Consider the following 12,990-nt stretch of genomic DNA (forward strand, 5'->3'; position numbering starts at 1 on the left):
GCACCGCCCGGGTCAGCCCCGGTGACAGGCTGCCGCCTGGTAAACGATGCCGGTATCGTCGAAGTAGAGCGTCTCGGCCGCCAGCATTCCGCGATGGTTGCGGTAGGTGAGGGTCAGCATCCCGAACCCGTCGAAGACGTCCAGAACCTCGAACCGCAAGTCCGGTTGCCTGTCCAGCGCCGCCGCCCAATAGGCCCGCAGCGCCGACTTGCCCCGGAGTTCGCCCTGTCCGACCAAGGCCAATGCCTTGTTCGAGCGGAACACGATGTCCTCTCGGTAATGCGCCATGATCCGGCCCAGGTCATGGCTGTTCCACCCGTCTTGCCAGTCCTGTGCAAACGCCTGCGCGTCCATTCCGTCCTCCCGAGTCGAAAAAGGTCAATATTAATGACCTTAACCATATCAAGATGTCGGGCAAAGGACTTGGTCCGCCCGTCCTTGCGCGGAGCAGCCCCGGCCTTGAGCCGGGGCCTCCTGATTTCGGGTCATGAGGTCCCGGGACAAGCGCGTCACTCCGCGAGGCTCTTGGCCAGCCGCATCAGCGTTACGGCCTCTTGCCGGTAGCCGAAAGGATCGTCACCCCGCGCCGCCGTCGCCGCCGCGATGGCGTCGTCATAGCTGAAGTCGCCGATCAGTTCGGAGCCCTGCAACAGCTGTCCGAACCCGGCGATTGCCACGGCGAATTGCGCATCCGGAAGCGGCGGCGTGTCCGCGAGGATCGGTGCCTCGATCAACGCGCTGGCGTCCTCGCCCGGTGCCTTGTAGCGCAGCCGCAGGAAGCCCAGTTCCTCCACCGGCCCACCCTCGGGTGCCGCGCCATAACGCAGGGGATCGGTCAGACGCGCGTCCGAGCCGGCCGGCGTGATCTCGTACAGGGCCGTGACCTGATGGCCCGCGCCGATCTCGCCGGCGTCCACCTTGTCATTGTTGAAATCCTCCCGTTTGAGCGCCCGCGTCTCGTAGCCGATCAGCCGGTATTCCGCGACCGCCGCCGGGTTCCACTCCACCTGGATCTTCACGTCGTCCGCAATCGGTACCAAAGCCCCGGTGAGTTGATCCACCAGCACCTTCTGCGCCTCGCTCAGCGTGTCGATATAGGCCGCCATGCCGTTCCCGGTCTGCGCCAACGCCTGCATTGTGGCATCGTCCAGATTGCCCCGGCCAAAGCCCAGCACGCTGAGGTAGGTGCCGCTCTCACGCTCCTTGGCGATGTAGTCCTTCAAAGCCTCCGGATCGCTGATCCCGACGTTGAAGTCGCCATCGGTGGCGAGGATCACGCGGCTGACCTCGCCATCCGCTGTCATCTCTTTCGCTGTGGCATAGGCTTGCTGCAGACCCGCCTGACCGGCGGTTCCGCCGCCCGCGTCGAGCCGCTCCAGCGCGTCCAGGATCGTCTGGCGTTCGCTTGCCGGTGTCGGGTCCAGTACCCGCCCGGCGCTGCCCGCATAGGTCACGATCGAAACGGAATCCTCCGCCGACAGCTGGCCCAGCAGCAGCCGGAACGACTGCTTCAGCAGCGGCAGCTTGTTCGGGTCCGACATGCTGCCGCTGGTGTCGATCAGGAACACGAGGTTCAGCGGCGGCCGCGCCTCTGGCATCGCGCCCTGCAGGCCGATATGCACCAGCTTCGTGCCCTCCCGCCACGGGCTGTCCATCACGCCCAATGAGGCGCGGAACGGATCCGCCCCCTGCGGTGCAGGGTATTCATAGGGGAAGTAGTTCACCATCTCCTCGATCCGCACCGCGCCCTCGGGCGGCAGACTGCCATAGGTCAGCGAATTGCGGATGATCGACCAGGAGGCCGTGTCCACGTCGATGGAGAAGGTCGAAACCGGGTCTTCGGCGACCACCTTGATCGGGTTGGCGTCCGCGTCCGGATAGGCTTCGGTGTCCGCCTCCACCGGCAGTGCTTCGACCATCGGGGCTTCCGGTGCCAGCGCACCGACCATGCCGCCCGCCGCGGAATCCCGCGCCATCATCTTCGGCGCAGCCATCGGAGCGGGGGCGGGCAAGGGTTCGGCTTCCTCGACCATGACCGGCTCCATGACCACCACATCATCGGCCATCTCCGCCTCGGGTTTGGCGGCAAAGTCGCTCTCGGTCATCGTCATGTCCGGCGCCCGGGCGTTTTTCTGCACGACCGGAATGACCGCCACCATCGCTAGGGCGACAAGGGCGGTGGAGGCGGTCATCACACCGCGCGAAGACAGGGGTTTCAACAACATGGCAAGTGCTCCTCTGAGGCCCCGCCTTTCGGGGCGTTCAGAAGTAGGACGCAGGGCATCGCGGTTTCCTTGGAGCGCGTCGAAATTTTTCATCGCCAAAGCGAGATTTTCCGCCCGCCGCGCCGCATCCGGCTCCGGTGTCGCGGCGTCCAGCGCCGCTTTCAGATCGTCGAACTCGCTCATGCCTCCGCCTCCAGCATCTGCTTCAGCTTCTTCTTCGCCTCGGACATGCGCCAGCTCACCGTGCCTTCGGAAACGCCCAGAACCTCGGCCACCGCCGCATGGCTCAGACCTTCGAGCACCAGAACCACCGTCTCCCGCAACTCCGGCGGGGTCAGGCGGTCCATGGCGAGGCGCAGCCAGTCCAGCCGCTCCGCCGTCTCCGCCGCCTCGGCCCGGCGGGCGATCTCCCAATCGCCCCAGCCATCCGCCGCCCGCGCATGGGTGCCCAGCCGCCGGAACCGATCCCGCGATGCGTTGACGGTGATCCGGTAGAGCCAGGTCGTCACGCTGGCCTCGCCCCGGTAGCCTTGCAGCTTCGCGGGCAGCGCGGCGCAGATGTCCTGCGTCAGGTCTTCCGCATCGGCGCGGCTGCCGGTCAGACGGAAGGCCAGCCGGAAGATTCGGTCGTGCAGGCGGAGGATCAGCTGCCCGAAGGCCTCCCGATCCCCGCCCGCAGCCGCAAGCGCAAGGGTTTCATCCGATACCGTCATGTCCATCACAGTGCATCAGACGCACCGGAATGGGAATTCCTTGGACGGCCTCGCGATTTTCCGGTGAGGCGGAAAATTTTGCCGGGACAAGATTTTCAGTCGGGGTCGTCCTTGGTTGCGCCATTGGTCTGAGCGACCAATGGACGACGCCCCGGACCCCGCGGTATTTTCGGACCAAAGAAGACCCGGGCCGGAGCCGCCCCCGTCAGTTTCGCCCTTCGCGCAGCCAGGCGCCGACGATCAGGGCCGAGGCCAGGATCAGCACCAGCCAGGCCGGGAGCAGCGGCGATTGCCGCACGTCCAGCGTCTCGAAGGCCTCGCGCGGGGTGATGCCGATCCAGCCGCGTCCCGCTGCCGGGCGGCCCGGGCGGACGCTGCGGATGGCGGGCACGCCGTCCGCGAGCCGGGGCGTGCCGCCGCGCAGGCTCTCGATCATCGGCGCGAGGGCGTCGGCGCTTGCGATGGTCTGTTCGAACTCGCGCGGCGCGGCGGGACCGAGGCCGATCACCGCGCTCTGGTCGCCTTCCTCCAGCCGGTAAAGCCCGATGTCAGGGCCCTCGTAGAGCGCCTCGAAGCGGCCAGGGCTGACTTCCTGCAGGGGCACCTCCTCGGTCTCGCCATCGGGCCGGGTCACCGTTACCGCGCCAATGTCGTCGCCCAGCGAGCGGCGGATGATGCGCATGGTCTGGCCTGTCGGCTCCGCCCAGAGTGCCTCTTCCTCAAGGTCCGGCTCCTTCATCATCCAGTGCGCCAGACGCCGCAGCAGTTCCAGCTGCGGCCCGCCGCCCTCGAACCCGCGGGACCAGAGCCAGGCATGATCCGAGGCCAGCAGCGCCACGCGCCCTTCGCCGACGCGGTCGAGGATCAGCAGCGGGCGCTCGTCCACGCCGGACATCAGCACCTCGCCCCGGTCCGGTGTCACCTCCACCTGCCGCATCCAGCGGCCCCAGGTGTCCGCCCCTTGCAGGCCCGCCGTCACCGGGTGCTTGTGGCCAAGGTCCGTCACCGTCGGGCGATAGCCCTCCTCCACCACCCGCGCCGTGGGCTCCGCCGGCATGATCTGCGCCAAAGGCGACCGGTAGATCGAATCCGCCGAGGCAAAATCCGGCCCCGCCGCGATCAGCACCGCGCCGCCGTTCTCCACGTAGTTGCGGATGTTGTCGAAGTAGATCGACGGCAGGATGCCGCGCCGCTTGTAGCGGTCGAAGATGATCAGGTCGAAATCGTCGATCTTTTCAAGGAACAGCTCCCGCGTCGGGAAGGCGATCAGCGAGAGTTCGTTGACCGGCACGCCGTCCTGTTTCTCCGGCGGGCGCAGGATGGTGAAGTGCACAAGGTCCACCGAGGAATCCGATTTCAGCAGGTTGCGCCAGGTCCGTCCGCCGGGGTGCGGCTCGCCCGACACCAGCAGCACGCGCAGCCGGTCGCGCACGCCGTTGATCTGCACCAGGGCCCGGTTATTGCGGTCGGTCAGCTCGCCATCCGCTTCGGGCACGACGAATTCGATCACGTTCAGCCCGCCGTGGGGCAGGGTGATGGGCAGGCTCATGTCCGCGCCGATCGGCACCGTGAAGCTCTGCGGTTCCGCACCGTCGACGGAAATCCTGAGTTCGGTTTCGGCATCGCCCGGTGCCGCGCCGTCGTCCTCCACGCGCAGGGTCAGCTCGACCTCCTCGCCGAGGATGGCGAAGGCGGGGGCGTTGCGCACAGTGAGGCGGCGGTCCCAGTCGTCCTCCTGCCCGGTCAGCAGCAGGTGCATCGGCGCGGGCAGGTCGGGCGCGCGCTCGAGGTCATGCAGGCGGCCATCGGACAGCAGCAGCACCCCCGCGATGCGCCCGCGCGGCTCCTCGGCGAGCGCCGCGCTCAGCGCTGTCATCAGTTGCGTGCCGGCATCGCCCTCGCCATCACCGACAGGGATGCGCCGGACTTCAGTGTTCGGGCGGGCCAGCAGCTGCGCTTCCAGCCTGTCCGCCGCGTCCTCCGTGACGCCCGCCCGCTCCGCCAGCTGTTGCGAGGCGCTCTGGTCTTCGAGGATCAGCACGATGTCGGCCAGCGGCGCGCGGTCTTCCACCTGCCAGCTCGGCTGCGACAGCGCCGCCACCAGCACCACACCTGCCAGCAGGCGCAACGCCCAGCCGGTCAGCCCGCGCCACAGCGCCAGCAGCGCCCCGCCCAGTGCCAGTGCGCCAATGATGACTACGATCCACCACGGCAGCAGCGGGTCGAAAACGATCTGTCCGGTCATTGTCCAAGCCTGTCCAGCAATGCAGGCACATGCACCTGATCGCTTTTGTAATTGCCGGTGAGCACATGCATCACGAGGTTTACGCCGAACCGCGCGGCGATTTCCCGTTGCCGTTCCCCGCTGTAGCCGCGCCCGAGTTGCACCAGCGGCTGGCCCTGCTCGTCGACCGCCCAGGCCGAAGCCCAGTCATTGCCGCCGATCACCACCGGGGTGACGTTGTCGTTGAGGTTGCGGAAGGGCATGCCGTCGATCAACTCTGCATCCGGCGGCGCCGCCTCGACCCAGACATCGCGCCCGACGTAGCGGCCCGGGAAATCCTGCAACAGGTAAAAGGCGCGGGTGAGGACGTGGTCCTCCGGCACAGGCTCCAGCGGCGGAATGTCCAGGGGGCGGGCAAGCTCCTGCAGCTTGCGGCCGTTCGGCGTGTTCGCGCCAAAGCCCGCGATGTCGGCGTCCCGGGTGTCGAAGACGATCATCCCACCGGAGCGCAGATACTCGTTCAGCTTGACATAGGCCGCTTCGGAGGGCGTCGGCTGGTCCGGGGTGATGGGCCAGTAGAGCAGCGGAAAGAACGCCAGTTCGTCGGTTTCGAGATCGACGCCCATGGGCTGTGCGGGCTCCACCGAGGTGCGGAAATAGAGCGTGTCCGACAGGCCGCGCAGACCTGCCTCCGCGAGGTCGTCGAGCCGCTGATCGCCCGTGATGACATGCGCCAGCACCACCTCCGAACTGGCGAGGATCGCCAGCCGGTCGTCTGTTGGCGTGTCTTGGGCCTGACCCCGATCCGGCAGCGCCATCAGCGCCAGCAGGATCATCGCCGGGCCGATCGCCCTTGGTCCGCGCAGCCGCCCGGAGAGCGCCAGCGAGGCGATCACATCAGCCAGCAGCAAGGTAATCGCCAAAGCCAGAAGCCACCCGGCCAGCGGTGTCTCGCGGGGTGCGCTCAGGCCGCGCAGCGCCGTCCCTGCGGGCCAGGTCATCGGGGCGAGCGTCGCATCCACGCTGATCACGTTCCGCGCCAGCGAGCGGTTCTCGCCCTGGTAGATCCCCGGGCGCAGCTCCGGCCCGAGGGGGTCCTGCACCAGCGACTCGCCCGCCACACCCGGCAGCGTCCCGGCATCCTGCGCCGCGCCAAAGGCGTCCAGCACCCGCAAAGGCTGCCACACGGTGCCTTCCATCTCGCCGGCCTCCGGCGGCTCCGCCAGCGAGGACACCGCCAACCGCTCCAGCATCTGCACGAACAGTCCCGACAGCGGCAGGCTCGACCATTCCGCGTTCGCCGTCACGTGGAACAGCACCACCTGACCCTGACCCACGCGCTTGCGCGTCACCAGGGGCGTGCCATCGGTCAGCTGCGCGATCACCCGCTCCGCCAGCGTCGGGTCCGGCTGTGCCATCACCTGACTGCTTACCGTCACATCCGCCGGAATGACCAGCCCGGCAAACGGGCTTTCCTCGTCGAAGGGGGCCAGCGTCTTCGGCTCGCCCCAGCTCATCGCCCCGCCCACGGTCCGCCCCCCGGCGCGCAGGCGTACCGGCATCAGCGGGTCCTCCTCGGCGCGGCTGAGGTCGCTGGCGGCCAGCCTTGGCCCGGCGAAGCGCAGCAGCATGCCGCCCTTCTCGACCCACTCCATCACGCCATCCGTCTCCGCCTGCGACAGGGTCGCGACATCGGCCAGCACGATCACATCCGGGTTCGCCGGGAGAATGTCCGTCAATGCCCCGTCCAGAATATCCGCCGTCGGCACCAGCGCCTTGTGCAGGTAATGCAGCGGCGAGAGCAGCTCCAGCCCCTCGCGGTCCTCGCGCCCCGCGATCAACGCCACCTCGCGCCGTTGCAGGCTGTCGTCCGGCAGGCTCACGGCCCCGGCGCTGCGGTTGCCCTCGATCTCGAAACGGGTCATCCGGGCGCGCAGCTCCGCAGGTACGGAAATCTCCGACTCCGCCCGGGTCTCGCCGCTGGCAAAACTCACCGGGGAGCGCAGCAGCACCGCATCATTGCCTGCCGGGTCCTTGCCTTCGCCCACCAGCGTAACAACCGCCTCCGGACCGGGGCGCAGGCGGTGGGCCACGATCTTCAGGTTACCATCCTCGAACCGCGCCGGTTCCAACGCCAGCAGGCCGCGCGGGCTTTCGTAGACCGTCACGCGGCCCCGCGATTCCAGTTCCGCCAGAAGATCGTCCCGCCCGTCGCGGGCCAGCCCGTCGGACATCCACCAGGTCTCGAACCCGCCTTCCGGCAGGTCTTCCAAAGCCGCCGCCATTCGCGCCGCATCCGGCTCCCACGGTTCCGGCAGCACGCCTGTCAGGCTTCGCCGCACGGCGTCCGCCGCCACGAAGCGCACCTCTTCCGGCGCGGTCAGTCGCAGCAGGCCAACCGTCCGCCCCTCGCGCCCGGCCTTCGCCAGAAGCCCGTCCAAAGACGTCATCCGCGCCCGCCAGTCCGCCGCCGAGGCCCAGCTTGCGTCCATCACCACCAGCAGCGGCCCTGTTCCGCCGGCCTGTTCCTCGTCCTCCGGGTTCAGCACCGGCCCGGCCAGCCCGATGATCACCGCGGCCACGGCCAGCATCCGCAGGAGCAACAGCCACCACGGCGTCCGGTCGCTCACCTGCTCGTCGTCCTTGAGGCCGAGCAGCAGCACCACGCCCGGGAACAGCCGCCGGATCGGCGCGGGCGGCACTGCCCGCAGGATCACCCAGAGGATCGGCAAGGCCAAGAGCCCCAGCAGCAGCCAGGGCGAGGCAAACCCGATCAAACCGAAAAGCGTCATCCGTGACCCCCGTCCATGGCCCGGTAGAGCCAGAGCAGCGCCGATTGGGCGCTGGTGTTCGTGTGATGCACGCTGAACTGCCAGCCGGTCAGGCGGCACAGGTCGTTCAGCCGCGCCTTGCGTTCGCTCAGCCGCGTCAGATAGCGCTCGCGCAGCTCGCCCGCCTTGAGCGTCTCATGGGCCAGCGTGCCGCCAACGCTTTCGAAGATCGTGCGCCCCTCGAACGGGAAACTTTCCTCGCTCGGGTCCAGCACCATCAGCAGAAGACCGCGCACACCACGATCCGCCGCCTTGGTCAGAGCATTCTCGACAGCGGTGACGTCGCCGAGGAAATCCGAAACGAACAGCGCCCGCGAATGCGGGATGATGCCGCGTGCCTCCGGCTCCGCGTAATCCGCCTCGCTGGCGCTGGCGAAAAACTCCGCCAGCCGCAGGATCTGTACGTCGCCGCTGCGCGGCGGCAGGGTCCAGCCGGTCAGCCCGACGCGCTCGCCCGCCCTGAGGAGCAGAATGCAGGCGGCCAGCGTGATCAGCCGGGCGCGATCTGCCTTGGACTCTCCGTCCTTAGTCCCCGCGAACCGCATCGACGCGCCGGTGTCGAGCCAGACCTGCACGCTCTGCGCGATCTGCCATTCGCGTTCGCGCACGAATTGGTCGTCGCCCCGCGCCGAGCGCCGCCAGTCGATCTGCCGGTAGCTGTCCCCGGCGCGGAGCGGCCGGTATTGCCAGAAGTCATCGCCCATCCCGGCGCGGCGTCTGCCATGCTCGCCCAGAAGGACTGTCCCGGCCAGTTGCTCGGCCCGCGCGCGGAGCGCCGGAAAATTGCTCGCCTCTTCCTGGGCGCGCTGGCGGAGGGTGAGAATGTCAGAGGTCATGGGTGAACGATCCGTTCAAATGCCTTTGGCGCGGGGGCCACGATTGCCACCCGGCACCCCCGCGTCAGCTTTCTTTCCCCCAAGGGAGCGCCCGATATCGTCACGCCGCCGCCTTCTTCCGGCTCATGCCCGCCGCCACCTCGTCGATCAACGCGCCGAGGTTCTCGCCCCGTGCCCGCGCCGAGAAGGTCAGCGCCATGCGGTGCACCAGCACCGGCTTGGCCATGTCCAGCACGTCCTCCGGCGACGGTGCCAGCCGCCCCTGCAAAAGTGCCCTTGCCCGGACGGTCATCATCAAGGCCTGCGCCGCACGCGGGCCGGGACCCCAGGCGACGATCTCGCGCACCCGCTCCGGTGCGGCGGGATCGTTCGGGCGGAAGGCACGGACCAGATCGAGGATCATCTCGACCACCGCATCGCCCACCGGCATCCGACGCAGCAGCTTCTGCGCCGCGATCAGCGTCGGCCCGTCGAAGACCTGGTGCGAGTCGGCCTCCTCGATGCCGGTCGTGGCCAGCAGGATGTCCTTCTCCGTGCCCCGATCCGGGTAGGGCACGTCGATCTGCACGAGGAAGCGGTCGAGCTGCGCTTCGGGCAGAGGGTAAGTGCCCTCCTGCTCGATCGGGTTCTGCGTGGCGAGCACGTGGAACGGCGCTTCGAGCGCCCGGGTCTGCCCGGCCACGGTCACCACCTTTTCCTGCATCGCCTGCAGCAGCGCCGATTGCGTTCGCGGCGAGGCGCGGTTGATCTCGTCGGCCATCAGCAGCTGGCAGAAGATCGGCCCCTCGATGAACTTGAATGCCCGGCTACCGTCGAGACCCGTCTCCAGCACCTCCGAGCCCAGAATATCCGCAGGCATCAGGTCCGGGGTGAACTGGATGCGGTTGCCGTTGAGGCCCATGACGGTGCTCAACGTCTCCACCAGCCGCGTCTTGCCCAGCCCCGGCAGGCCGATCAGCAGCGCATGACCGCCGCACAGAAGCGCCGACAGGGTGAGGTCGACAACCCGCTCCTGTCCGATGAAGCGGGCAGTGATCGACTGCTTCGCCTCCGCCAGCCGCGCCTCCAGCGCCTCGATGTCTGCGACCAGATCTTCGGCCTCGGCCATGGCAATTCTCCTGTGTGACCTATACTCATTGAGATGAGTGTATCGCCGGAACAGTAAATGGCAAAAGCATATGAGCGGACAAAATCTCGTGACACCCTCCGCTGACGGCCTCGCGGCCTCGGCCCGTGCCGCAACGAAAAAGAAAGGCCCGCCGCCGGTCCACCTGTGGAATCCGCCGTTCTGCGGCGATCTGGACATGCGGATTGCCCGCGATGGCACGTGGTTCTACCTCGGAACGCCGATCGGGCGGTTCGAACTGGTCAAGCTGTTCTCCTCCATCCTGCGCAAGGATGGCGATGCCTATTTTCTGGTCACCCCGGTGGAAAAGGTTGGCATCACCGTCGACGACGCGCCTTTCGTCGCGGTGGATTTCACCGCCGAAGGGACGGGCGAGTCACAGGTTCTCACGTTCGAGACACATGTCGGCGATACCGCCATCGCCGGGTCCGGGCACCCGATCCGGGTCTCCCGCGACCCGGAGACCGGAGAGCCGTCGCCCTACATCCTGATCCGCGCCAACCTCGAAGCCTTGATCGACCGCAAGAGCTTTTACCGCCTCGTAGAGCGCGGCAGTCACCATGACGGCTGGTTCGGCCTCTGGTCGAGCGGCACGTTCTTCCGGATCATTCCCTCGGACGAGCTGCCGCGCGATTGACACCGGCCCGGGGTTTCCCGCAAGGATCTGCCATGACCGACTCCCTCTGCATTCTCGGCGCCGGCCTCGCCGGGTGTTCCGCGGCCCTCGACCTCGCGCAGCGGGGCCATGCCGTGACCCTGATCGACCGCGCAAACCGGCCGATGATGGCGGCGAGCCGCCACAACGAGGGCAAGTTGCACCTAGGATATATCTACGCCGCCGACCCGGACCGCCGCACCCACCGCATCATGGCCGAAGGCTCGCTGCGGTTTCTCGGTGAAATCGAACGCCTCACGGGTATGCCCCGCACGATGCAATCGGTCAGCGCCGGGTTCAACTACATCGTGCCCGAGGACAGCCTGATCCCGGCGCAGGCGCTCTGGTCGCATGTGCAGGCCGTCGATGACACCGTGGCGGCGCTGGGCGGCCAGCTGCCGCGCAGCACCTGGCTCAGCCCCGAGGCCTTGTCCCGGCACTATGGCCGCACCGTCACCGGAGGCTTCCGCACCCCGGAAATCGCCATAGACCCGGGACGGCTGTCGGACATCGTCGGGGCCGCCGTGCTGGCGCATCCGAACATCGACTTCCTGTCTGCAACCATCCGCGAGGCGCGGCAGGAGGCGCATGGCGGCTACAGCCTGACCCTGCGGTGGCAGAACGAGACCGTGCAGCTCACCGCGCCCCGCGTGATCAACGCACTCTGGACCGACCGCCTGCGACTCGACGCGATGGTGGGGCTGCACTCGCCCCATACCTGGTCACGGCGGTGGAAGGCGACGGTGATGATCGACGTGCCGGCGAAGGCCGTCACCCTGCCACCGACCACCGCCATGGTCGGCGCCTACGGCGATTTCGTGCTCTACGGCGCGCAGCGGGTCTATGTCTCCTGGTATCCGACCTGCCGCCTGTCGATGCAGACCCTCGGCGGCGAGACCGTCCACACCCCGGCGGACGAGGAGACTATCCGGCGGGACAGCCTCGACACCCTCGCCAGGCTGATTCCGGGCGTCCGCGACCTGCACTTCTATGCCGAGACCACGAAGATCGGCGGCGGGGTCATCATGGCGGTGGGCGACACCGACATCGACCAGCGCCAGAGTGGGCTGCACGCCCGCCACCAGATCGGCGTGGAGGGCAGCGACAACTGGCTCTCCGTCTCGACCGGCAAGCTGTGCACCGCGCCGATGTTCGGCGTCCAGGCAGCGCAGCGGATCCTGGCGAAGGCGGCGGCGTGAGACGTGCGATGCGCCGTCTGTCCGGAGCCTCGCGCCCCCACGCCATGCCTTCTCCACCCCACCCCAACCCTCCCCAGAGGGGAGGGAGTCCCCGCGTGCCATGACCCTATCCGACATCTCCATGCTCATCCCGCTCTATGCGAGCGCGCCGCAACTCCCGCGCCTGCGGCACAACATCGAGAGCCACGCCGCCGCGGGCGGGCCGGTGATCCTCTCGGACCAGCATGGACTCGACGACACCGGGCCGCGCCTTGCCTCCGAATACAGAAACGTGCTCTACCTGCCGCCCGATCCGTACGAGACGACGCGGAACTGGGTTGCCAACACCAACCGGTTGATCACCGCCTGCCGGACGCCCTTCTTCCGCATCCTTCCGCATGACGACACGGCCGCGGCAGAGGACACCCGGCATCTCGTCCAGCCGCTCCGCGACGAGTCCCGCATCGTTGTCAGCCATGGCCGTGTCACCGCCATCGACGAAGCCGGCAATCGCCTGCCGCAGAAGGATGAGCCGAAGCGGCCGCTGCGCCCGGTGGACGACGATCTGATCTTCTCGGCGGGGTTCTTCTGGCAGGGGCTCTACAGCGGCGCGTGGAAGGCCGCGATCCGGCGCGATGTGCATGGTGGCGGCCCGCTCCTGATGCGCCCGACGCCGACCCTTCGGCACACCGAGCGCGCCTGGCTCTTTGCGCTGTCGTTGCTCGGGCAATTCACCTTCACCGAACGGGCCAGCCTGACCAAGTGCTACTGGTCCGGCTCCCTCACCGACAGCTGGCGGTTCACCGCGCAGGACCAGATCGACGCCGCGCGGGTGATGGCGGATTATGTGACGGACCTGCTGCCGGACAATGCCGAAGCCCGCGCCTTGCGCTTCAACCTCCATCTCAACGCCATGCGTCGGGCGAACTGGTACGACGGGCTGTGCAGGCAAAGACCCGCCTTCGAGCCGCCCGCGCAGTTTTCCGACGCGAATTAACCTTTCTGAACGGAAATTAACCGGATTTCGGCGGGCTTAGGAGGGAGCCGGAGGTAATCTGTACGAAACTCGGGCAGAATCGCACCGAATGCCGGAAACGGGCGGTTCGGCGCGGTTTCGGCTGGGGGTAATCTGTCCGAAAATCGGCAGGTTTTGTACCAAACTGGCCGATACAGACCCCCCATGACCCCGATCCGGGGCACCG

10 protein-coding genes are annotated in these 12,990 nt (G+C 67.8%); 3 read left to right on the top strand and 7 right to left on the bottom strand.

What is annotated here, in order from left to right:
* Nucleotides 1-12 precede the first annotated feature (12 nt).
* The 7 genes from ACP159_RS02170 to ACP159_RS02200 form a co-directional block, all read right to left on the bottom strand.
* Nucleotides 13-354, bottom strand: a complete 342-nt coding sequence (locus ACP159_RS02170) for a YybH family protein (protein ID WP_425097975.1) — start codon at nt 352-354, stop codon at nt 13-15.
* A 155-nt stretch (nt 355-509) separates the two neighbouring features.
* Nucleotides 510-2,408 (bottom strand): vWA domain-containing protein, encoded by a 1,899-nt coding sequence (locus ACP159_RS02175; RefSeq protein ID WP_425097976.1) that lies wholly within the window; start codon nt 2,406-2,408, stop codon nt 510-512.
* Entirely contained in the window at nt 2,405-2,938 is a 534-nt protein-coding gene (locus ACP159_RS02180; protein WP_425097977.1) for an RNA polymerase sigma factor, read from the bottom strand. The genes ACP159_RS02175 and ACP159_RS02180 overlap by 4 nt, the downstream gene beginning before the upstream one ends.
* A gap of 205 nt (nt 2,939-3,143) precedes the next feature.
* Nucleotides 3,144-5,183 (bottom strand): DUF7408 domain-containing protein, encoded by a 2,040-nt coding sequence (locus ACP159_RS02185; RefSeq protein WP_425097978.1) that lies wholly within the window; start codon nt 5,181-5,183, stop codon nt 3,144-3,146.
* On the bottom strand, nt 5,180-7,954 hold the full coding sequence (locus ACP159_RS02190) for a DUF4159 domain-containing protein (protein ID WP_425097979.1): 2,775 nt from the start codon (nt 7,952-7,954) through the stop codon (nt 5,180-5,182). Before ACP159_RS02190 ends, ACP159_RS02185 begins: the two co-directional genes overlap by 4 nt.
* Nucleotides 7,951-8,829: a DUF58 domain-containing protein gene (locus ACP159_RS02195; RefSeq protein WP_425097980.1), complete on the bottom strand. Its 879-nt coding sequence runs from the start codon at nt 8,827-8,829 to the stop codon at nt 7,951-7,953. Before ACP159_RS02195 ends, ACP159_RS02190 begins: the two co-directional genes overlap by 4 nt.
* Nucleotides 8,830-8,929: 100 nt before the next feature.
* Nucleotides 8,930-9,937 carry an AAA family ATPase gene (locus ACP159_RS02200; RefSeq protein WP_425097981.1) on the bottom strand — a complete coding sequence of 336 codons (1,008 nt, stop codon included), beginning with the start codon at nt 9,935-9,937 and terminating at the stop codon, nt 8,930-8,932.
* 70 nt (nt 9,938-10,007) lie between these two features.
* On the opposite strand from ACP159_RS02200, the gene ACP159_RS02205 reads away from it, so the two are divergent.
* The 3 genes from ACP159_RS02205 (at nt 10,008) to ACP159_RS02215 (ending at nt 12,785) form a co-directional block, all read left to right on the top strand.
* Nucleotides 10,008-10,592: a DUF1285 domain-containing protein gene (locus ACP159_RS02205; protein WP_425097982.1), complete on the top strand. Its 585-nt coding sequence runs from the start codon at nt 10,008-10,010 to the stop codon at nt 10,590-10,592.
* Nucleotides 10,593-10,624: 32 nt separating this feature from the next.
* Nucleotides 10,625-11,809 (top strand): NAD(P)/FAD-dependent oxidoreductase, encoded by a 1,185-nt coding sequence (locus tag ACP159_RS02210; protein WP_425097983.1) that lies wholly within the window; start codon nt 10,625-10,627, stop codon nt 11,807-11,809.
* A gap of 100 nt (nt 11,810-11,909) precedes the next feature.
* On the top strand, nt 11,910-12,785 hold the full coding sequence (locus ACP159_RS02215; RefSeq protein ID WP_425097984.1) for a hypothetical protein: 876 nt from the start codon (nt 11,910-11,912) through the stop codon (nt 12,783-12,785).
* The last annotated feature ends 205 nt before the right edge of the window (nt 12,786-12,990 follow it).

The organism is Tropicibacter sp. S64, from assembly GCF_049803835.1.
In the GTDB taxonomy this organism is placed as follows: domain Bacteria; phylum Pseudomonadota; class Alphaproteobacteria; order Rhodobacterales; family Rhodobacteraceae; genus Pacificoceanicola.